Here is a 20616-nt window from a genome sequence, read left to right as displayed (position 1 = left end):
CACGGCGCCGTCGTAACGCCGCCCCTACGACGGTCCTCGGCGCAGGAGGTGAGGGCCGCCCGGCGCTCAGCGTGGCAGTCCCGGCGGAGTTCTCAGCAGGACGCCCAGTTCCGTGCGGGACCGGACGCCCAGTTTGCGGTAGATCCTGGTGAGGCTCGACTCCACTGTCTTCACCGCCAGGAACAGACCCGTGGCCACCTCCCGGTTGGTCGAGCCCGCGGCGACCATGGTGGCGATCCGGTGCTCGATGCCCGTCAGCGTGCGGGCGGGGTCGCCCTCCGTGCCACCGTGAGGGCCGGCCGTGGGGCGTCCGGTCCTGGACAGTTCGGCCGCCGCCTGACGCAGCCAGGGGTGTGCGGCGCACTCCCGGAAGACGGTGGCCGCCCGGCGCCATGCGGTGGCCGCTGCCGTCGTGTGCCGCTGGCGCCATTCGACCGTGCCCAGTGCCAGCAGGTCACGGCCGTATTCGATCAGCAGCCCGGCGTCCCGGTGGCAGTCGGCCGCCCGGTGGAGTTCGGTCACCGCCTCGCGGGCCGCCGCACGGTCCGTACTCGCTGCCCGGCACAGCGCTCTCGCGCGGTGCAGCGACGCCGACACCCCGTGCCGCGACAGCCGGTCCGCCGTCAGGAGTGCCTCACCGGCCACGGATTCGGCCCGCTCGTGGTCCCCGACGGCGACCAGCGCCTCGGTGAGGTCGACGGCCCACGGGACGGCCAACGGGTCGACGATTCCCCGCCGTTCGGCTATGTCCCGCGCCTGGCCCAGGGTCTCGACTGCGCCTGCGGGGTCCTGGGAGCGCGCCTGCACATGACCCAGGGCGCAGAGCGCCAGCGGCAGGAAGATCTGGTCGTGCCGGGAGCGGGCGACCGCCACCCCCTCGCGGGCCAGCGCGGCCGCCCGGGACAGCTCGCCGCCCGCCGCCTCGGCGAGCGCCAGGCTGTGCGGCACCGGGCCGAGCCGGACCCCGATCTCCCGGCTCAGCCGGGACACCTCACCGGCCGACGCCAGAGCCGCCGCACTCCGTCCGGCCCGCAGATCGACGTCGATCGACGCGCAGAGCAGGAAGATCACGTCCTCCACCGTGCCGCTGTCCCTGGCCCGCTGGAGCAGCAGCGTGAGTGCACCGGCGGCCTCCTGATGGCGGTCGGCGAACAGGTCGAGCCTCGCCTTGATCGCTCTGGGACCGTTGTGACCGCCCGAGAGGCCGCTGTCCTGCGGGGTCGACAGCGCCCGTGCCAGCGGCTCGGCCGCGTCGGCCCTGCCCAGCACCGCTGCCGTGAACGCCTCAAGGGACAGCGCCATCAGCTCGGTCGTACGGTCGGTGGCCCGGCGGGCCAGCGCCGCCGCCCGCGCCGCCTCGACCCGGGCCAGCGCCGTCTCACCGTCCGTGATGTGCGCCCGCAGCGCCCGCGCGTAGTGCAGTTGGGCATGCAGCCCCAGGTCGTCGCCGACGCTCACCAGCATCTCGTCGAAGACCTCCGCCGCCTCGTGCAGCGCCTGGTTGGAGGCGTGGATGACGAGCAGACACGCCTGGACGCGCTGAGCGGGTGACGCCGCGCTCCGCAGCGCGGAACGCGCCAGCTCGCGGGTCAGCTCGTAGTCGGCCGCGTCGTACGCCAGTTGGGCTCCGGCGAGGGCCCGCTCGACGAGTACTGCGCCCTGCGTGGCGGGAGTCCGCAGGAGCGCCAGCCGCCCGAGCTGCGCCGCGGTCTCCTTGGCCCCCCGGCGGCGCGCCTGTTCCGCGCCCGCGGCCAGCGCGTCTGCCAGCGCCCCGTCCGGGCCCGTGGCGGCCAGCGCGAGATGGCGTACGCGTTCGAGCGGATCGGTCACGGCCCCGCCGAGGCAGGCGTGCGCGGCACGGAGGTCGGCGGCGGAGCAGGTCCGCAGCGCGGCGGCGAGCATCGGATGGGCGAACCGGAGCACATCCCCGTCCCCGGTGAGGAGCCCGGCCCGGCACGCCCCGGAGACGACCGGATCGACGTCCGCGGCGGACAGCCGGGGCCCCGGTGTCACGGGGTCGGTGACGGCCCGGCGCAGCAGACCGGGCGTCGGCTCCGTCGCGAGCGCCGCCAGCAGCAGGACCCACCGGTCGTCCGGTCCCGGATCGCCCAGCCGCCGCCCCAGCAGCACACGCAACCGCTCCGTCAGCGGCAGCGGATCGTCCCTGGCCGGCGGCTCCGGCAGGGCGGTGGCGGCGCGGATCAGCTCCAGCGCGAACAGCGGGTTGCCCGCGCTCGTTCCGTACACCTCGCGCAGCAGCCAGTGGGGGAGTCCGTGGTTCCCGGGCCATCCGGACAGTTCCGTGAGGGACAGCGGCGGCAGTACGAACTCCCGCGCCGTCCGCGGACACAGCGCGGGCCCGGCGGCGGGAGCGGCGCCGGGTGCGGTGGTCTCGGTGACCAGCGTCCGCACCCGTGCCGGGTCCGTCCTGCGGGCGGCGAAGGCCAGGAGCTGCGCGCTGGCCGCGTCGACCAGCTGCGCCGCGTCGATCACCAGAAGCACCGGGCGGCCCGCGCCGAGCGAGACCAGCAGCGTCACCACGGCCAGGCGCAGCGCCACGGGATCGGGCCCCTCCGGAGCTGCCGGCTCACGGCGCAGCACGCCGCGCAGGGCCGAGCGCTGCGGGGCGGGGAGTGCGTGCAGCTGACCGTCGTTCAGCGTACGGAAGAGATCGGCGACCGCCGAGTACGGCAGCAGCCGCTCGGCCTCCTCGGGGCCCGTGAGAAGAACCAGGTCACCACGGGTCCTGCCGCGGTCGGCGAGCGCGTGGGCCACGAAGGTCTTGCCGATGCCGGCGGGGCCGTGCAGCAGAACGCCACCGTGGGCGGCGAGTTCACTGTCGAGCCGGTCGATGATCTCCCGGCGCTCCCCCTGCACGGTGTTGGGCATGGGCTTCCTCGTCGTCGCCGGCCGGGTTCGGCTCGTCCCAGGACCGGTGGGGAGCATGGTGGCCCTCGCCCTTACGGGCGTCAAGAGGTGCGGGCAAGCACCGGTCCCGCCCCGTGACCGGCCGCCGGACGGCTCCCGGCCCGATCCGGACGGAAGGCCCCAGGGGTCGGTGGGTACGGGGGAACCCCTTGCTCTCGGTCAGCAGGGGTGCTGCGCGGGGCCGGCCGCTCCTATGGTCCAGACGTTCCTCACCCGCACCGTCCTCAATACCCGCACCTCCCTCAATCCCCCCACTCGAAGCGCCTGCTCCCCGGGCGTCGAGTTGACCGAGTCAGGAGTGACGATGACCCTCCGGAAACGCGGTACCCCACCGGACCGAGCCGCTTCCCCCCCCCCCCCGCGGCGCAGTTGTCCGGTCGCCGTACGCGGAACCTGCTCCTGGCGGCCCTCGCCGCCGTCGGGCTGCTCATACCCTGCGCGGCGTCCGCCTCCGCAGCCTCCTCCGGTTCCGCCCAGGCCGCCGGGCGCGGCACGTCGTACGGCGCGTCCGGGCAGCTCGACTTCACCGAGCAGACCCAGCAGCAGGACGAGTGGTGCTGGGATGCCACCGGCCTGTCCATCGCGCAGTTCCTCGGCCACGGCAGCGGCGTCAGCCAGAACACGTTCTGCGACTACGCCCGCGGCCTTCCGGCCGGTACCCCCTGCCCCAACCAGCCCGGTGAACTGACCGATGTGCAGAACGCCTGGGCCGGAACCGGGATGACGAGCGTCGGCCAGGTCACCGGCGCCGCGTCCTTCAGCACCGTCGCCCGGTCCATCGACGCCGGTTCGCCCGTGGAGGCCGGCATCTACTGGACCGCGGGCGGCGGGCACGCGAACGTCCTGTACGGGTACGACGCGAGCAGTCAGACCCTCCTGTACGCCGACCCGTGGCCGTCCAACCCCCGCTACGGGCAGATGAATTACAGCAGCTACGTCAGCAACTCCCAGTTCCAGTGGGGCCAGTCCCTGTACGGGGAGAGGTGAGGCGCGCGATGACCACCACCGAATCGAACTCCCGTGTACGGTCGCGGCTGCTCGCCGCGCCACTGGCCGTGATCGCTCTGGCGCTGGCCTCCGGGACGGCGTTCGCGGCGCCCGCTCCGGCCGGGCCCGCAGCTCCGTCCCCGGCCGAGCTGGCCGGTGCCGCTTCGGCGGCGTCGACCGGTCCTGCGGTCAGCGGTCTCGCCACGTTCTTCGCCCAGCTCGACGCGCGGACCGCGGGCGACAAGGGCCTGGTACCGCACGCCGAGAAGGCGCTCGCCGCTGCCGCCGCCAAGGAGAACCCCCGGGTCTCCCGTACGGCTCAGGCGGTGTACGTCCTCAACCCGGCCTTCGTCAAGGGTGGTTCGGCGTCCGTGCCGGTCGCCCGGTTCGCCTTCGCGGCCGTCGGGGCGACCTCGGCCAAGGGCGTGCCGGCGAGCGTCTGGATCGGCCGGGACCAGCACTCGGGCCACTGGTCCGTCATCAACACGATCTCCGGCTCGGACGAGGTCTCGTACCCCGGCCGGGCCCACGGCGACCTGGTCTTCTCCGAGCCGCAGACCACGGCCTGGTACCGGGTCCACAGCGGCGACGTCCTGCCGCTGAACGGCCCGGCCCGCGCCGAAGTCGGCAAGGCGGGCGTGCCGCTCGCCACGTACCGGAAGCTCGTCCACAGCCGGTACGCCGACAAGCTCCCCGGCTCCGGCTACCGGAAGGCGGGCATGATCGGCGGCTTCCCGACGGGTGCCTCGGCTTCTTCGGCGGGCCCGGGCCACCGCACATCGGCGACGGCGAGCACATCCGCGAGCACACCGGCCGCGCTCGCGGGCGGCGGTCTGGCCGCGGCCGTCGCCTGCTGCGGAGCCTGGCTGATCCGCCGAAGGTACCGGTCGTCCGTCTGATCCGGTCGGTTCCCATCGCCCCGCTCCCTCTCCGCGGTCTGCCGGAGGGGGAGCGGGGCGCGGTGCTCAGGGGCGGCGGGCGGCCCACACCGTGCGTTCGGTGCGTACCGTCAGGTCGTCGCGGCGCAGGATGCTGTGGGGGCTCTCGGTGTCGAGCAGTCGGTCGAGAGCGGCGAGGTCTTCGGCCGGCAGCGTCTCGGCGACGCCGCCGCGTATGCGGGTCAGGCTGCCGAGTGCGTAGCGGCCGACGGCCTCGGTGTGGGGTGGTCCGATGTTGACGGTGACGACGCGTTCGCCCTCGACGGTGAAGCCCGCGGCGGTCAGCTTCGGCCCCCAGTCGGCGCCGCGGTGGGGCACCTGCTCGGCATGGTGGCGGTCGAGTGCGGTGTGGCAGCGTTCTTCGAGTCCGGGACGGTCTGCCGGGGCGTTCTCGGGCAGGAAGCGCGGGAAGCCTGCCAGTTCGACGACGGCGAACAGCCCGTTGGGGGCGAGTGTGTCGTGGACCCGGCGCAGGGTGCGGTCGGGGTCGGCCATGTGGTGCATGGAGGCTGATGCCCACACCAGTTCGGGCGTGCCGAGCTCTGGCCAGGCCCTGTCGAGGTCGGCCTCCACGGTGTGCACCCGGTCGGCGAGGCCCGCTGCCCCGGCCTTGTGCCGCAGGCGTTGCAGGTGGTCGGCCGAGGTGTCGACCGCGGTCACAACGGCCCGGGGAAAGCGCTTGAGCAGTGCGAGGGTGCCGGCTCCCGTTCCGCAGCCCAGATCCACGATGTGGCGGGGGTCGGCTGCGACGGGCAGCCATGCGGTGATGGAGGCGGTGTGTTCGGCGAGCACCTCGGCGTCCAGGTCGAGAAGCTCCGCCTGGCCGTCGGTGTCGTGCTCCGGTGCGTGGGCCGGGTGGGCGCCGTGGTCGTGCGCCGCGTGCGGGGAGGGGTGTGTCATGGCGCCCACGCTACGAGGATCACGTGGGTGCGGCCCGGTCGCTTCCCGGAAGAGCAAGAGGGTGGACGCTTTCCGTGCCGGCCGCGCAAGCAGCCGGCACGGAATGGGCTACGGAATGAGCTAGGGAGGCGCCGCGGCGAGGAGTCGCCGGGGGCCGCAGGGGGGGCGGCCGGGATCAACGCGACGGGCTGTCCGGGTCCCCGGTGCTGTCGTCGTCGCGCTGGTGGCCGCGGCGGGCGTCGCGGTCGAAGATGCCGAGGACCTCGCACGGCCCGCCTGCGGCACCGATGGCGTGCGGGACCATCGTGGGGAACTCGGCGGCCTGGTTGGTCTCCACCCGCAAGCGCCGGTCGCCCAGGAGCAGCACGGCAGTGCCGGAGAGGACGACGAACCATTCGCGCCCCGGGTGGGCGCGCATACGTGACGGGCTGTCGGGCGGTGGGTTCGTCATGCGCCGGCGTACGACGCTCATGCCCGGGTCCGCCCGGACGGGCCAGCGCATCAGCTGGTGGGCGGAGTCGATCACCGGGCTGGAGATGACGTCGTCCGTGGCCGTCTCGATCAGTTGGTCGAGCGTGGTGTCCAGCGCGCGGGCGAGGGTGAAGAGCTGGTCCAGAGCGAGGCGGCGCTGACCGTTCTCGATCCGGCTGAGCGTGGAGGGGCTGAGCCGGGCGCGGGTGGCCAGCTCGTCCAGAGACCAGCCCTGCGCCACGCGCAGCGCGCGGATCCGTTGGCGTACGAGGCGGTCGAACTCCCCATCGTCTTGCGGCACGGGCAACATGCTATGCCGGATACGCAAGCCCTGCCCGGTGCGGCCGGTGCGGCCGCACCGCCGACACCGGTGCCGCCCTCGTCGCCGCGCGCACAGCGGAACGTGCCGACACCACCCGCACCATGACGCCGTCGTCCGCCATCGGGACGGGAGGCTCTAGGGTGCTGGAATGCCGTCGTACAGCATTGGCCAGGCAGCGGGACTGCTCGGTGTGAGTCCTGAGACCGTCCGCCGCTGGGCCGACGGGGGGCAGATCGCCATGGACCGGGACGGTTCGGGGAACCGCGTCATCGACGGGGTGAGCCTCGCCGCCTTCGCCAAGGGGCGGGCCGAGGGCCTGCATCCGGTGCCGGGGGAGGTCCACACCTCCGTACGGAACTCCTTCGCGGGGATCGTCACCCGGGTCGTCGTTGACGACGTGGTCGCCCAGGTCGAGATCCAGTCCGGGCCGCACCGGCTGGTCTCCCTGGTGAGCCGGGAGGCCGTCGATGAGCTGGGGCTCGTCGTCGGGGTGACCGCGACGGCGCGCGTGAAGTCGACCAACGTTCATATCGACAGGCAGTAGCCGGTAGCCGGTAGCCGGTGGATCAGTGGGCGGCACGGGCCGAACGCCAGACCCGCACCCTGGCGCAGTTCCCGCCCGCCGAACGCACCCGGCTCGCTCGCCAGTTGCACCGCCTGGCCGATGCCATCACCGCCCTGGACGCCTGAGAGACCGCAGGCCGTGAGAGTCGGCGACGGAGGGCGTCAGCGGCGGTCCGTCAGCGGCACTTCAGTGCGGCGTGCAGATCGAGTTTGTCGTCCAGGTTGGAGAGCCCGCGGCCGGTCAGGGCCTCCACGCGCTGGATGCGGTAGTGCACCGTGTTGACGTGCAGATGCAGGGCCTCCGCGGTGCGGGTCCAGGAGCAGTTGTGGTCGAGGAAGGCCTCCAGTGTCTCCAGCAGCACCCGGTGCGAGCTGCTGGAGCTGTCGGACAGGGGGCCCAGGGCGTTGGCGCTGAAGGCCGTGCGTACGTCGGTGGGGATGCCCGCCAGCAGTGCGTCCAGTGAGGTGAGGTCGTCGACCGCGGTGACCCGGTCGGCTCCGGCGTCGGCGGTGGCGGCCGCCGCCAGGGCGTAACGCGCCTGCCCGAGAGCGGAGTTGAGGCCGCTGGGCCCCGGGGTGCTGTCGCTGATGCCGGCGTGCAGCGGTGTCTCCGGGGCGCAGGCGTGCAGCAGCGACCACGCCTGGTCGACCGCGGGCCGCCCGGCGGTGCGGCGGTCGCCGTCCTGGCCGGTGTGCAGGACGGCCACCGCCGCGCCGCCCGGCCGCAGCCCCACGGCGAACGGGCCGGCCGCGGCATGGCTCAGCGCCTCGGTGAGCGCGGCCCGCGCGCCGGTCCCCTCGTTCTGCTGCGATCCGTAGGCACCCAGCGTGGCGACGATCACGCGGTAGTGGCCGTGCGCCGGGAGCCCGCAGGCGGTCAGCGCGGAGTCCAGCGCCGTCGCGTCGGCCACCGGGGAGTCGACCAGGGCCAGCAGTTCGTCGGCCGTCCGCTGCTCCGCCGCCCGGTGGCGGTCGAGGGCGTGGCGGTACTGGGCCATCACGTCGGCGATCTCGTGGAGTACGCGCGGCGGGGCCTCCGCCGGGTCGGGGAGGTAGAGGTGCCAGGTGTCGTAGGGGCCCGAGTCCGCCTCGATGCGCAGGGCGACCCGGGTGGTGTCCCGGGCGGTGTCCCGCAGCAGCGCGGCGGCCCGCCGTACGGGCAGCTCGGGGGCGGACGGCGTACGGCCGAGGGTGCGGCCCCCGGCCGCGAGCAGGTAGCAGGGCAGCCGGCCGAGGTGGGCGAAGGCGCGGTCCAGGAGTTCGTCGGGGCCCGCACCGTCCGCGAGCAGCCTGGCCAGCTCCGTCCGGACGTTCTCGGGCAGCGCGTAGTGGTGGGCCGGGCGGCGGCTGAGGTCGCCCCACTGGCGCAGATAGACCGCCTCGGTGATGGCGCGGAAGCTCGTCTGGGCCGGTACGGAGAGCAGCGGGACGCCGTGTTCGCGGCAGGAGTCGACCAGGACGCCGGGGACGGTGCCGTGGGTCTCCTCGCCCGCGAGGAGCGCTGTCGCCCCGGCCGAGCGGAGCGCCGAGACGAAGTGGTCGGTCTTCGCCGGGCTGTCGCCGGGGCTCCACCAGACCAGCCCGCTCAGCACGATCTCGCCCTGCTGGAGGAAGCGTGCCGGGTCCTCCAGGTCCGTCGCGGTGACACCGCTGATTTCCCGGGTGAGGAGCGGGCGCTCCCCCCAGAGCAGGGCCAGATCGAGCGATTCGAGCTGGAGAAGTTGTTCGACGTGCATGCTCTGGCTCCTTGTACGGCGCCCGACCTGAAGATCCGGCATCTCACATTCACTAGGCGAGTGCGAGTGGAGCCATCGTAAATGCTAGGGAGCCGTGCCGGAATGCCTCTTGGTTGATCATCCAACCATCGCGCTGGGGACCTGGCGGATTTCCGTGGCTGAAACCAGTCGTGCCGGACCGTGGCGCGTTGCTTCACTGACGGAGTACGTGCCAACGGTGCGGGCGCCGGACACAGTCCAGGCGGCCCGCGGAGCGCCGCCCGAAGCGGCGGCGGCCCGAGAAGCGGAAACCCCGAGCAGCACGAACCGGGAGCACGAGCCGGGAGCGCGAAGAGCCCGGAGAAGGAAAAAGGGGGAGCGGTATGGACCTCAACACAGTGGCCGACGTGTGCGACGCGCGCACCAAGCCGGTATGGCGGCCCGGCGACTACTGGCTGGGCGGCGGCACCTACCTCTTCTCCGAGCCCCAGCCCCGGCTGCGGCGGCTGATCGACCTCAGCCGGATGGGCTGGGAGCCGCTGAAGGAGCTGCCGAACGGCGATCTGGAGATCGCGGCGACCTGCACGATCGCGCAGCTCTCCCGGTTCGGGAAGTCCTGGCAGGCCCCCGCGGCGCCACTCGTCGAGCAGTGCTGCCGGGCCTTCCTCGCCTCGTTCAAGATCTGGAACATGGCGACCCTCGGCGGGAACCTCTGCAACGGTCTGCCGGCCGGCCCGATGATCTCGCTCACCGCCGGGCTCGACGGAGTCTGCCTGCTCCGCGCGCAGGACGGATCCCTGCGCCGCCTGCCGGTCACCGACTTCATCATCGGTGCCGGGGTCAAGAACCTGGGCCAGGGGGAGTTGCTCCGCTCGGTCACCCTGCCCGCCCGCGCACTCGCCTCCCGTACGGCGTTCCGGCAGGCGTCGCTCTACGGGCTCGGCCGCTCCGGTTCGCTGATCGTCGGTGCGCTCGACCCGCTGGACGGCTCGCTGGCCATCACCGTCACGGCCTCGACCGTACGGCCGTTCCGGTTCTGGTTTCCGCTGCCGCCGACAGCGGCCGAACTGCGCGCGGCGATCCTGCGGAAGATCCAGGACGACGACTGGTTCGACGACATTCACGGGCTCCCCGAGTGGCGCCGCCACATGGCGCTGCGCCTCGCCGAGGAGATCCGTTCCGAACTCACCGAGGGCGGTGCGCGATGACCTACGAGATCGAAGTGAACAAGAAGCGGTTCGATGCCGAGCCCCGCCCCGGACAGTGTCTGCGGACCTATCTGCGGGACCGCGGCTGGTTCGGTGTGAAGAAGGGGTGCGACGCGGGGGACTGCGGGGCGTGCACGGTGCATGTGGACGGTGAGCCCGTGCACAGCTGCCTCTACCCCGCCGTACGCGCCGAAGGCCGTTCGGTCACCACCGTGGAGGGGCTGGCGGAGGACGGTGAACTCCACCCCGTACAGCAGAAGTTCCTCGACGCGCAGGGCTTCCAGTGCGGGTTCTGCACCGCCGGGTTCCTGATGACCACCGCGGCGCTCGACGAGGACCAGCTGACCGACCTGCCCAGGGCGCTCAAGGGAAACCTGTGCCGCTGCACCGGCTACCGGGCGATCGAGGACTCCATCCGCGGGGTCAAGCACGCGGAGGCGCCCTGCGCGGGCAAGGCCGTCGGCCGCAGCCTGCCCGCCCCGGCGGGACCGCAGGTGGTCACCGGTACCGCGCGCTACACCTTCGACATCGAGGTGCCGGGACTGCTGCACATGAAGCTGCTGCGTTCCCCGCACGCGCACGCCCGCATCGTCTCCATCGACACCTCGGCCGCACTGCGGGTGCCCGGCGTGCACACCGTCCTGACCCACTACGACGCGCCGGAGCGGCTGTACTCCACCGCCCGCCACGAACACCCCGAGGAGGACCCGGACGACACCCGGCTGCTCGACGACACCGTGCGTTATGTCGGCCAGCGCGTCGCCGCGGTCGTCGCCGACAGCGAGGGGGCCGCCGAGGAGGGGTGCCGCCGGATCGAGGTCGTCTACGAGGTGCTGCCCGCCGTGTTCGACCCGGAGGAGGCGATGCTGCCGGGCGCCCCCGTCGTACACGCCAAGGACGCGAAGAAGGCCCGTATCTCCCGTCCGCAGGACAACGTCGTCGGTGAGGCGCACGGGGAGATCGGCGATGTCGAGGCCGGGTTCGCCGAGGCCGATGTGGTGTACGAGCAGGACTTCCGCACCCAGCGGGTGCAGCACGCCAGCCTGGAGACGCATGGGGCGGTCGCCTGGTTCGAGCCCATGAACGAGGGCCCGGGCGGCGAGGTGGGCTCCGCCGTGGGGGTCGACAGGATCAGCAGGGCAGGCGAAACGGACGAGGCCGGCCGCGCCGACAGCGCCGACAGCGCCGAGGGGAAGCAGCCCGAGGCGGAAGAGTCCGAGAGGGAAGAGGAGGAAGGGTCCACCGGCCGCACGGCCGGGATTCCCGCTCCGCCCGAAGGACAGCGGCTGATGGTACGGACGAGCAGCCAGACCCCGTTCCTGACCCGGCGCGCCCTCTGCGTCCTCTTCGAACTGCCGCTGGAGAAGGTGCGCGTGGTCGCGGGCCGGGTCGGCGGCGGGTTCGGCGGCAAGCAGGAGATGATCGTCGAGGACATCGTCGCGCTCGCCGCGATGCGGACGGGCCGCCCGGTCAAGCTGGAGTACACCCGGGCAGAGCAGTTCTACGGCGCCACCACCCGCCATCCGTTCCGTATCCGCATCAAGGCCGGGGCCCGGCGCGACGGCACGCTCACCGCGCTCCAGCTGCGGGTGGTCTCCAACACGGGGGCGTACGGGAACCACGGCCCGGCCGTGATGTTCCACGCCTGCGGCGAGTCCCTGTCGGTGTACCGCTGTCCCAACAAGAAGGCGGACGGTTACTCGGTCTACACCCATGCCGTTCCGGCGGGCGCGTTCCGGGGGTACGGGCTCGGGCAGGTCGTCTTCGGTATGGAGTCCGTGCTCGACGAGCTGGCCAGGCAGCTGGACATGGACCCGATGGAGCTGAAGGCGCGCAACATCATCAAGGCGGGCGAGCCGATGATCACCGCCGACGGTGAGGAGGAGGACCTGCACATCGCGAGCTACGGGCTCGACCAGTGCCTGGGTATCGTCCGCGCGGCACAGGAGCAGGAGCAGGAGAAGGAGCAGGAGCAGGAGCAGGAGAAGGAGAAGGAGAAGGGGCAGACGGAGGACCCGCAGGCCTCGCCGCCGGGCGGTTCCGTGCCCGACGGATGGCTCGTCGGCGAGGGCTCGGCCCTCTCGATGATCGCCACCGGACCGCCCGGCGGCCACATCGCCGACGCGCGCGTCACCCTGCTCGCCGACGGCACCTTCGACCTCGCCGTCGGTACGGCCGAGTTCGGCAACGGCACCACCACCGTGCACCGGCAGGTCGCCGCGGGCGAACTCGGCACGACCGTCGAGCAGATCACCATCCGCCAGTCGGACACGGATGTGGTGCGCCACGACACGGGCGCTTTCGGCTCGACCGGCACCGTGGTGGCGGGCAAGGCGACACTGCGGGCATCACAGGCGCTCGCGGCGTCGCTGCTGTCCTTCGCCGCTGCCCATCTCGGGGTGGCCAAGGAGGACTGCCGGCTGGTCGAGGAAGCCGTGGAGTGCGGTGAACGCCGCCTGCTGCTCAAGGAGTTGTACGCGGCAGCGCAGGCCGCGGGCCAGGAACTCGCCGAGGACGGCCACTTCGGCGGCACGCCCCGCTCGGTGGCGTTCAACGCCCAGTGGTTCAAGATCGCCGTCGATCCGGGCAGCGGAGAGATCCGCATCCTGCGCAGTGTGCACGCGGCGGACGCGGGCAAGGTGATGAACCCGATGCAGTGCCGCGGCCAGGTCGAAGGAGGTGTGGCCCAGGCGCTGGGTGCCACGCTCTTCGAGAACGTACGGCTCGGAGACCGCGGCCAGGTCACCACGCCCGCCTTCCGTATGTACCGGCTGCCCGCCTACGCCGATGTGCCCCGTACCGAGGTGCACTTCATGGAGACCGACGACGCGATCGGCCCGCTGGGCGCGAAGTCCATGAGCGAGAGCCCGTTCAACCCGGTCGCCCCGGCCCTGGCGAACGCGCTGCGGGACGCCACCGGCATCCGCTTCACCGAGCTTCCGGTCACCCGCGACCGCGTATGGCTTGCCATGGACCGGCGGGCGCGGGGCCTGGATGAGTAGCACCACCCCGCCAGGAATCTCGCGTATGCCGCCTTTCAGGGCTCTCTTCACTCCTATCAGCGAGCCTGATGAGCCGAATCGTCCCGCATATGTGGTTCAGGGGCTGGCGCGGTGGGCATCATGGGCTCCAGGCAAGGGCGGACGCCGAGTGGCCCGCCTGGAGGGGGAACCCCATGAGTGGAATCAGCGCACCGTCTCGCTCCGTCCGTGCTGCCCCGCTGGCGCCCAAGAGCTTTGTGCTCAAAGGCGAGTTGATCCGGCCCATAGCGCTGACGGTGGCGGATCTGCGGGCCCGGTGGGGGCAGCACCGGGCGGATGTGGTCTTCGACTGCGCCAAGAACGGCCCGCAGCACCACACCTTCGAAGGGCCGCTGCTGCGCGACGTCGTCGGCGACGCCCGGCCGGCCTTCGATCCGGCGCGGCGCAAGGACCGCTCCCGCTTCCTGCTGGCCGTCACCGGCGGGGACGGGCACCGTACGGTGCTGTCCTGGGCGGAGATCGACGCGGACTTCGCCGACTCGCCGATCCTGCTGGCGACCGCCCTGGACGGGCGCGGCCTGGACATGGCGGGCAGTCAGCTGGTGGTCCCGTCCGACCGCTGCGGCGCGCGCTACATCAGCGCGATCACGAGTGTCTGGGTCGGCAGCTGCGCCTTTGCCGACCTGTAGCCGTACCCGTACCCGTACCCGTACCCGTACCCGTACCCGTACCCGTACCCGTACTCGTGCCCGTTCCCGCCGCAACTGCTCCCGCCGGGGCCGCCGTCGCAGTGGCGGGAGCGGAGGCCGTCACACCGTGGCGAGGGAGACCTCGGTGGACTTGATGAGTGCGACGACGGACGAGCCCGGCGCGAGACCGAGCTCGGCGGCCGACTCCTTGGTGATGGCCGCCGTCAGCTCGGCTCCTTCGACGGAGACCTTGACGCTCGCCATGGCTCCGCCCGTCGTGACGTCGGTGACCGTGCCCGGAAGCCGGTTGCGGATGCTCAGCCCGGTGACCGTGCCGGTCGCCAGGGAGATCTCGGTGGACTTGATCAGGGCCTGTACGGCGACCCCCTCGGCGATCCCCAGCTCCCGCGCGGCCTCCAGGGTGATCGCTGCGGTGACCTCCTGGCCGCCGCCGAGGTGCACCTTGACGGTCGCCATGACCGCTCCGTCGGTGACGCCGGTGACGGTGCCGGGGAGCTGGTTGCGGATGCTCAGAGACATGGAGGAACCTCGCAGGCAGAGTGGGATGTCGGATTTGCGATGCTACGTCCCCCTCCTTCCGCTCGCGCTCCCACGCGCCCTCCCTGTCCCCGAACGGTACTTCGGGTCTTCCTCCAAGGGCTGCGGCATCTGCCATATAGCTTCGCCTGATGAATTGCAAATGCGAGCCAACTGGGCATATCTTTCCGCATATGCAGTCCTACACGATCGGTCAGGCGGCTCGTCTGCTCGGCGTCAGCCCCGACACCGCTCGTCGTTGGGCGGATGCCGGCAGAGTCGCGACCCACCGCGATGAAGCCGGCCGCCGGCTCATCGACGGACGCGATCTGGCCGCCTTCTCGATCGAGATCGGACAGAACGCCGCAGGCGAGGACGGTGCGTCCTACACCTCGGCGCGCAACGCCTTCCCGGGCATCGTCACCGCCGTGAAACTCGGCGATGTGGCAGCCCAGGTGGAAATCCAGGCCGGCCCTCACCGGATGGTCTCCCTCCTCACCAGGGAGGCCGTCGAGGAACTCGGCCTGGAGGTCGGCATGCAGGCCACCGCCCGCGTCAAGTCGACCAGTGTGCACATCGACAGGACCTGAGCCCCGTGCCGGCTCAGGTGCCCGCTCCCGCAATCAGCTCCCCAACACAGCGGCGTCGCCCTTCCCCGAATCCTCGGAGCAACCCGAGCCGGGAGGCCCCCATTCGGCGTGGCTCATCCCCATCCGCTCGGGCAGCAGCCCCTGCCGCCCGTCCCTCAAGGAGTTCCACCCTCATGTCTCGCATCTTCACCCGCCGCCGTACCGCCACCGCGATCGTCACGGCAGCCCTGCTGCTGCCGCTGGCCGCCTGTGGCGGCAAGGACGACAGCAAGAAGGACACCGGCGCGAAGGCCGCTGCCTCCGGTACGCCGAAGGCCGATCTGACCGTCCTCGCAGCCTCCTCGCTGACCGATGTGTTCGGCACCGCGAAGAAGGTGTACGAGAAGGAGCACCCCGGCACGACGATCAAGTACTCCTTCGCCGGCTCCCAGGACCTCGCCACCCAGGTGAAGCAGGGTGACCCGGCCGACGCTCTGGTCACGGCGGACACCAAGACCATGGACGGTCTCAAGTCCGAGGTCGGCAAGCCGGAGATCATCGCCAAGAACCGTCTGGTCATCGTCACCCGCAAGGGCAACCCGGACAAGGTCCACAGCCTGAAGGACCTCTCCAACAGCAAGCTGAAGGTCGTCCTCGCCGCACCTCAGGTGCCGGTGGGCAACTACAGCCAGAAGGTGCTGGACGCGCAGAAGATCAAGGTGAAGCCGGTCTCGCAGGAGGTGAACGTCCGCGCCGTCCTGTCCAAGGTCGAGCTGGGCGAGGCCGACGCGGGCATCGTCTACAAGACGGACGCCGCCACGGCGCCCGGCAAGGTCGACACGGTCACCATCCCCGACGCGCAGAACGCCGTCGCCTCCTACCCGGCGGCGACCGTCAAGGGATCGAAGAACTCGGCCGCGGCCGCCGCGTTCGTCACCTGGCTCGACAGCCCCGAGGCGCAGAAGATCCTCCAGGGCGCGGGCTTCCAGAAGCCGTAGTACGCGCGCTGCCTCCAACACGGCCGTACGGGGCTGTCCTTGTCGCACGGACGGTGGACAGCCCCGTACGGATTCGCCTTGTATGGACCCCGCCTTGTACGGAGCCGCCTTGTACGGACTCGCGGCCGCGGCTCCGGCGCTCCGTCCGTCGGCATCCGGCATCCGACATCCGGCATCCCGATCACAGGAACCCCGATGAGAAGCATCCGCACCCGCGTCCGTACACCGCGCACCGGCTCTCCCATAGCCCTCGCGGTGCCCGCGCTGATCGGGGTCGGTTTCCTGCTGATGCCGCTGATCGGCATTCTGGCGCGCACCTCATGGGGTGAGCTCGGTGCCAATCTGACCAGCCCGGACACGACGCAGGCGCTGCGGCTGTCGCTGGAGGTCTCCTTCTGGGCCCTGGGCGTCTCGCTGCTCCTGGGGGTGCCGCTGGCCTGGGTGCTCGCGCGGGTCGACTTTCCCGGCAAGGCACTCGTACGCTCTCTCGTCCTGCTGCCGATGGTGCTGCCGCCGACCGTCGGGGGAGTGGCGCTGCTGCTCGGGTTCGGCCGCCGGGGTGTGCTCGGCCCCTGGCTGGAGAACACCTTCGGCATCACGCTGCCCTTCCATACCTCGGGCGCGGTGGTCGCGGCGACGTTCGTGGCGATGCCGTTCCTCGTCATCAGCCTGGAGGGCACGCTCGCCGGGCTGCGGCCCCGTTACGAGGAGACCGCGGCCTCGCTCGGTGCCTCGCCGGTCCGGGTGTTCTTCACCGTCACCCTGCCCATGGTCGCGCCGGGGCTGGCCGCGGGCGCCGCGCTGACCTGGGCGCGGGCGCTCGGTGAGTTCGGGGCGACCATCACCTTCGCCGGGAACCTGCCCGGTGCCACCCAGACGCTGCCGTTGCAGGTATATCTGCTGCTGCAGGACTCACCCACGGCCGCAACCTCCGTATCGCTGCTGCTACTTGTCATCGCGATGGCGGTCCTGGTGGCCCTGCGCGGGCGCTGGACCGGCGGGACGTCCGCGCGTTCCGGGAAAGCCGTACGCCCGGCCGACGACACGGACGACACCGACCGGCCGCTCCCCGGCTTCGGACCGGCCGACACCACGGCGGGCGGCGCACCGGGCGCGGACGGGGCCGGCCCGAACGCCGGGAGCAAGTCCCCGGCCCCGCAGGAACGCTGGCCTCTGCACGCGGTGGTCACCGGCTTCAACGAGCTGACGCTCGACGCGGAGCCGGGCACCACCATCGCGGTGGTCGGCCCCAACGGCGCGGGCAAGACCACCCTGCTGCGCGCCCTCCTCGGCCTGACCCCGCGCGCCCGCGCGGAGCTGCGGCTCGGCGACATCGACGTCAGCCCGCTGCCGCCGCACCGCCGGGGGGTGGCCTGGGTTCCGCAGGACGGCGCGCTCTTCCCGCATCTGAGCGCGCTCACCAACACCGCGTACGGCCTGCGTTCGCGCCGGGTGCCGCGCGCCGAGGCGCGCCGGGAGGCCGGCCAGTGGCTGGACCGGCTCGGCGTCGGCCATCTCGCCGCCCGCAAGCCCTCCCAGCTCTCCGGTGGCCAGGCCCAGCGCGTCGCGCTCGCCAGGGCGCTCGCCGCCCGCCCCCGGCTGCTGCTGCTCGACGAGCCCCTCGCGGCGCTCGACCAGACCACCCGGGCCCATGTGCGGCACACCCTGCGTACGCATCTCAGCGGCTTCGCCGGGGTCTGCCTGATCGTCACCCACGACCCGGTGGAGGCGGTCTCGCTGGCCGACCGGGTCCTCGTACTGGACGACGGCCGTACGCTCCAGGACGCCCCGCCCACCGAAGTGACCCTGCACCCGCGGTCGCCCTGGGTGGCCCGGATGCTCGGCCGCAACGCCTGGACCGGCACCGGCTCCGCGGACGGTCTGACTCTCACCGGCGGCGGACGGCTCGTCGTCGCCGACGGGCTCGACGAGGGCGTCAGGGCGCTGGCGATCATCGCGCCCGAAGCCGTCTCCGTCCACCGGGACAGGCCGTCGGGCAGCCCGCGCAACGTCTGGCCCGGCACCGTACGGGAGATCACCTCGGCCGGCAGCAGGCTCCGCGTTCTCATCACATCGGCCGAGGCGCCCGACCTGGTAGCGGAGATCACTCCGCAGGCCGCACTCGAACTCGGCCTCGCGGACGGCGTACCGGTGTGGACCAGCGTCAAGGCCACCGAGATCACTCTGGTCGAGGTCTAGGTGTATTCACCCGTGAGGTTGGGGACGCGGCTGGCGGGTGGTTGGCCCTTAAGCGCGGTGTGTCCGCGGTGGTGATTGTAGGAGTGCAGCCAGCGGGGGAATGCGTCACGTCGTTCCTGCTCTGAGCGGTAGGGCTTTGCGTAGGCCCACTCGTCGAGCAGGGTGCGGTTGAGTCGTTCGACCTTGCCGTTGGTCTGCGGTCGGTAGGGCCGGGTGCGCTTGTGGGTGATCCCGGCCTTTGCCAGGGTCTCGCGCCAGAGGTAGGACTTGTAGCACGCCCCGTTGTCGGTCAGGACCCGTTCGACGGTGATCCCGCAGTGGGTGAAGAAGGTCTGGGCCCGCTGCCAGAACGCGGTGGCGGTCTCTTTCTTCTCGTCCGTGTGGATCTCGCTGTAAGCCAGACGGGAGTGGTCGTCGACGGCGGTATGGATATAGCTGTAACCGGCCCCGGAGCGGGTCTTGCGGCCTGCCTGGCGGCCCAGGGCCTTGTGACCGCCCCCGTCGGGAATGTTGCCAAGCTTCTTGATGTCCACGTGCACGAGTTCGCCGGGCCGGTCGCGTTCGTAGCGGCGTATGACACGGCCGGTGACCCGATCGAGATGGCTGAGCCGGGCCAAGCCAAAGCGAACCAGCACCCGGTGCACGGTGGATGGCACCAGGCCCAGCAGGTGTGCGATGCGGGCCGGTCCCCACCGCCTCGCGAGGCGGACTTTGATGATCCGGCGTTCGGTCCGGGTCGGCGTGCGTCGAGGGCTGTGGTGGGGGCGGCTGGAACGGTCGCTCATCCCCGCTTCGCCGAGCCGGCGATAGCGCCCGGCCCACCGCTGGGCTGTGGTCGGTGATACCTGGAACCGCTCCGCTGCCCGGCGCAGAGGCCATCCGTCATCAACCACACAGCGGGCCAGCCGCAGGCGTCCGGTCTCGGTCAGAGGTGCATTACGGTGAGGCATGAGGGCCTTTCGGGCTGGTGTAGACGTCGCAATCCACACCGAACCCGGAAGGCCCTCACTCGTTCAAGATCCCCAGACGGTGATCACTGTCACCGCACCCAACCTCCGTGGACAGAACATCTAGGGCCTGTCGTCAAAGTGCCGCCTGCCGCGCGGCGTCTGGCACGCACGCTCGCGGCGTTGTCGAAATGCCCTAGTAGCTCCGCTACGAGAACATTCCGGCGCCTTGCGATCGCACGCACCAGACGCCGCGCGGCCGCCCTTCGGGCAACGACGGCACTTTGACGACAGGCCCTGGGACCCTCTCCCGGCGGACCGGAGCCCCGCGCCGCCGGCGTCTCTCCCCTTCCCCAACCCCCTGGTGATCCGTTCGACCAGGGGGACACAGCCATGCCTGGGCCCCCTGTGCCCGCAGCGGCTCAGCAGCACCTCCACCGCACCGCATCCGGATCCACATCCGGGCTTCAGCGATTGACATAGGACTCACTATCCGAATAGCGTTGGCTATATGAAGTCCTCATCGAAAGTCATCCGCTACGTGCTCGGCGGCCTGCTGATCGGCGGGTTCTGGTACCTGAACCGCGGCAGGCCGGTGTGGGAGGAGGCGCTGCGCACCATCGCCGTCTTCGCCGTGGTGATGTTCCTGCTCAGGTCCCGGCTGAAGCGCAGGTCCATCGAGGTGCACCTGGTCCCGCTGGTCGCGTCGAAGGCCGTCCTGGTGTTGATCGCGGCCGTGGTCGAGTACGAGTTCAGGGATTCCGTCAGCAGCCCCTCGCTGGTCGTCGCGGGCGGACTCGGGCTCGCCGTCATGCTGCTCGGCCCGCTGGGCGACAGGCACTTCTTCACCCCACTGGCGCCGCCCGCGCCCGCGAGGCTCACTCCTCATGTCCGGTAGCGCGACCCCGCCGGTCAATTGACGTAATTAGCGCTATTTCGATAATGTTCGCTATATGACAGACGACGAGGCCCGTCCGCGACGCCTGACCCGGGCGCAGACCAAGGCACGCACCCGGGCCCTTCTCCTGGAGGCCGCCGCCCAGGTGTTCGCCCGCAAGGGCTTCGCGGGAGCATCGGTCGACGACATCGCGGAGAGTGCCGGCTTCTCCACCGGCGCTCTGTACTCGAACTTCGCCAGCAAGGACGAGCTGTTCGTCGAGCTCCTCTCGAACCGGAGCGGCAGCCGTCTCGCCGAGGCCGCCGCGATCGTGTCCGATCAGAGCGGCAGCGTCGAGGACGCGCAGGCGCTGCTGTCCCGCTTGCTGGTCGACGTCGCGGGCGAGGACATGGATCTGGCCCCGCTCCAGGCGGAGTTCTGGCTGTACGCGATCCGCCGCCCCGAGTTCCAGGAGCGCATGGCCTCGCAGTTCCGCGCCAACCGGGACGCGTTGACCACGGTGCTCGCCGACCGGGCCAAGGACCGGGGGCAGTCCGGCGACGTTCCGTTCGACGGTGTGGCCACGGTCGTGATGGCCCTGTTCCAAGGACTTGTCCAGCTCCGCCGGATGGACCCGGAGCTGGTTCCCGAGAACCTCTACGGCGACGCCGTCCACTGGCTGTTCAGCGGGATCAGCGCATCGCACCGGGCGAAGGAGTGACGCCGGTCCTGGTGTGAGCGACTCGCGGCCGGCCGGGGCGGACACCGCCCGCGTCAGCTGTCGCA

18 protein-coding genes are annotated in these 20616 nt (G+C 71.6%); 12 read left to right on the top strand and 6 right to left on the bottom strand.

Annotation, left to right across the window (positions count from 1 at the left end; translation table 11 throughout):
- Positions 1 to 66: 66 nt before the first annotated feature.
- Positions 67 to 2889 carry an AAA family ATPase gene (locus OHB13_RS09990; protein ID WP_328376808.1) on the bottom strand — a complete coding sequence of 941 codons (2823 nt, stop codon included), beginning with the start codon at positions 2887 to 2889 and terminating at the stop codon, positions 67 to 69.
- A 207-nt stretch (positions 2890 to 3096) separates the two neighbouring features.
- Here OHB13_RS09990 and OHB13_RS09985 point away from each other — a divergent pair, with 207 nt between their 5' ends.
- Together OHB13_RS09985 and OHB13_RS09980 are read left to right on the top strand one after the other, a co-directional pair.
- Positions 3097 to 3915 carry a papain-like cysteine protease family protein gene (locus tag OHB13_RS09985; RefSeq protein WP_328376807.1) on the top strand — a complete coding sequence of 273 codons (819 nt, stop codon included), beginning with the start codon at positions 3097 to 3099 and terminating at the stop codon, positions 3913 to 3915.
- 8 nt (positions 3916 to 3923) lie between these two features.
- Positions 3924 to 4814: a hypothetical protein gene (locus tag OHB13_RS09980; RefSeq protein WP_328376806.1), complete on the top strand. Its 891-nt coding sequence runs from the start codon at positions 3924 to 3926 to the stop codon at positions 4812 to 4814.
- A 66-nt stretch (positions 4815 to 4880) separates the two neighbouring features.
- Here OHB13_RS09980 and OHB13_RS09975 read toward each other — a convergent pair whose 3' ends face one another.
- Both OHB13_RS09975 and OHB13_RS09970 read right to left on the bottom strand, forming a co-directional pair.
- On the bottom strand, positions 4881 to 5753 hold the full coding sequence (locus OHB13_RS09975) for a class I SAM-dependent methyltransferase (protein WP_266857338.1): 873 nt from the start codon (positions 5751 to 5753) through the stop codon (positions 4881 to 4883).
- 175 nt (positions 5754 to 5928) lie between these two features.
- Positions 5929 to 6534, bottom strand: a complete 606-nt coding sequence (locus OHB13_RS09970; protein ID WP_266857340.1) for a helix-turn-helix domain-containing protein — start codon at positions 6532 to 6534, stop codon at positions 5929 to 5931.
- A gap of 160 nt (positions 6535 to 6694) precedes the next feature.
- On the opposite strand from OHB13_RS09970, the gene OHB13_RS09965 reads away from it, so the two are divergent.
- Both OHB13_RS09965 and OHB13_RS09960 read left to right on the top strand, forming a co-directional pair.
- The gene (locus tag OHB13_RS09965; protein WP_266857342.1) at positions 6695 to 7090 is read left to right on the top strand and encodes a TOBE domain-containing protein; all 396 of its coding nucleotides are present in this window, start codon (positions 6695 to 6697) and stop codon (positions 7088 to 7090) included.
- A 17-nt stretch (positions 7091 to 7107) separates the two neighbouring features.
- Positions 7108 to 7236, top strand: coding sequence for a hypothetical protein (locus OHB13_RS09960; protein WP_266857344.1), 129 nt, complete (start codon positions 7108 to 7110; stop codon positions 7234 to 7236).
- 50 nt (positions 7237 to 7286) lie between these two features.
- Here the strand turns inward: OHB13_RS09960 and OHB13_RS09955 are convergent, their stop codons facing one another.
- Positions 7287 to 8846: a PucR family transcriptional regulator gene (locus OHB13_RS09955; RefSeq protein WP_328376805.1), complete on the bottom strand. Its 1560-nt coding sequence runs from the start codon at positions 8844 to 8846 to the stop codon at positions 7287 to 7289.
- Between the two features lie 362 nt (positions 8847 to 9208).
- On the opposite strand from OHB13_RS09955, the gene OHB13_RS09950 reads away from it, so the two are divergent.
- The 3 genes from OHB13_RS09950 to OHB13_RS09940 all read left to right on the top strand — a co-directional run bounded on the left by OHB13_RS09950 (position 9209) and on the right by OHB13_RS09940 (position 13703).
- Positions 9209 to 10033, top strand: a complete 825-nt coding sequence (locus tag OHB13_RS09950) for an FAD binding domain-containing protein (protein WP_328376804.1) — start codon at positions 9209 to 9211, stop codon at positions 10031 to 10033.
- Positions 10030 to 13035 (top strand): molybdopterin-dependent oxidoreductase, encoded by a 3006-nt coding sequence (locus OHB13_RS09945; protein WP_328376803.1) that lies wholly within the window; start codon positions 10030 to 10032, stop codon positions 13033 to 13035. Before OHB13_RS09950 ends, OHB13_RS09945 begins: the two co-directional genes overlap by 4 nt.
- Positions 13036 to 13208: 173 nt before the next feature.
- The gene (locus OHB13_RS09940; protein WP_328376802.1) at positions 13209 to 13703 is read left to right on the top strand and encodes a molybdopterin-dependent oxidoreductase; all 495 of its coding nucleotides are present in this window, start codon (positions 13209 to 13211) and stop codon (positions 13701 to 13703) included.
- 120 nt (positions 13704 to 13823) lie between these two features.
- Here the strand turns inward: OHB13_RS09940 and OHB13_RS09935 are convergent, their stop codons facing one another.
- On the bottom strand, positions 13824 to 14243 hold the full coding sequence (locus tag OHB13_RS09935) for a TOBE domain-containing protein (protein ID WP_328376801.1): 420 nt from the start codon (positions 14241 to 14243) through the stop codon (positions 13824 to 13826).
- Between the two features lie 191 nt (positions 14244 to 14434).
- Between OHB13_RS09935 and OHB13_RS09930 the strand changes: the two genes are divergently transcribed.
- The 3 genes from OHB13_RS09930 to OHB13_RS09920 all read left to right on the top strand — a co-directional run bounded on the left by OHB13_RS09930 (position 14435) and on the right by OHB13_RS09920 (position 18006).
- On the top strand, positions 14435 to 14830 hold the full coding sequence (locus OHB13_RS09930) for a TOBE domain-containing protein (RefSeq protein WP_266857355.1): 396 nt from the start codon (positions 14435 to 14437) through the stop codon (positions 14828 to 14830).
- Positions 14831 to 15003: 173 nt separating this feature from the next.
- Complete coding sequence (gene modA, locus OHB13_RS09925; RefSeq protein ID WP_266857357.1) at positions 15004 to 15807, top strand: molybdate ABC transporter substrate-binding protein; 804 nt, start codon at positions 15004 to 15006, stop codon at positions 15805 to 15807.
- A gap of 195 nt (positions 15808 to 16002) precedes the next feature.
- Positions 16003 to 18006, top strand: a complete 2004-nt coding sequence (locus OHB13_RS09920; RefSeq protein WP_328376800.1) for an ABC transporter permease — start codon at positions 16003 to 16005, stop codon at positions 18004 to 18006.
- Here OHB13_RS09920 and OHB13_RS09915 read toward each other — a convergent pair.
- Positions 18003 to 18956: an IS481 family transposase gene (locus OHB13_RS09915; RefSeq protein WP_328374625.1), complete on the bottom strand. Its 954-nt coding sequence runs from the start codon at positions 18954 to 18956 to the stop codon at positions 18003 to 18005. The two genes, OHB13_RS09920 and OHB13_RS09915, sit on opposite strands and share 4 nt — an antisense overlap.
- A gap of 508 nt (positions 18957 to 19464) precedes the next feature.
- Between OHB13_RS09915 and OHB13_RS09910 the strand changes: the two genes are divergently transcribed.
- Together OHB13_RS09910 and OHB13_RS09905 are read left to right on the top strand one after the other, a co-directional pair.
- The gene (locus OHB13_RS09910; RefSeq protein ID WP_328376799.1) at positions 19465 to 19851 is read left to right on the top strand and encodes a hypothetical protein; all 387 of its coding nucleotides are present in this window, start codon (positions 19465 to 19467) and stop codon (positions 19849 to 19851) included.
- Between the two features lie 55 nt (positions 19852 to 19906).
- Positions 19907 to 20551: a TetR/AcrR family transcriptional regulator gene (locus OHB13_RS09905; RefSeq protein ID WP_328376798.1), complete on the top strand. Its 645-nt coding sequence runs from the start codon at positions 19907 to 19909 to the stop codon at positions 20549 to 20551.
- The last annotated feature ends 65 nt before the right edge of the window (positions 20552 to 20616 follow it).

Origin of the sequence: Streptomyces sp. NBC_00440 (assembly GCF_036014215.1) — a bacterium.
Taxonomy (GTDB): domain Bacteria; phylum Actinomycetota; class Actinomycetes; order Streptomycetales; family Streptomycetaceae; genus Streptomyces.
Note: the sequence above shows the minus strand (reverse complement) of the source record. Positions and strands in the feature narration are given on the sequence as shown.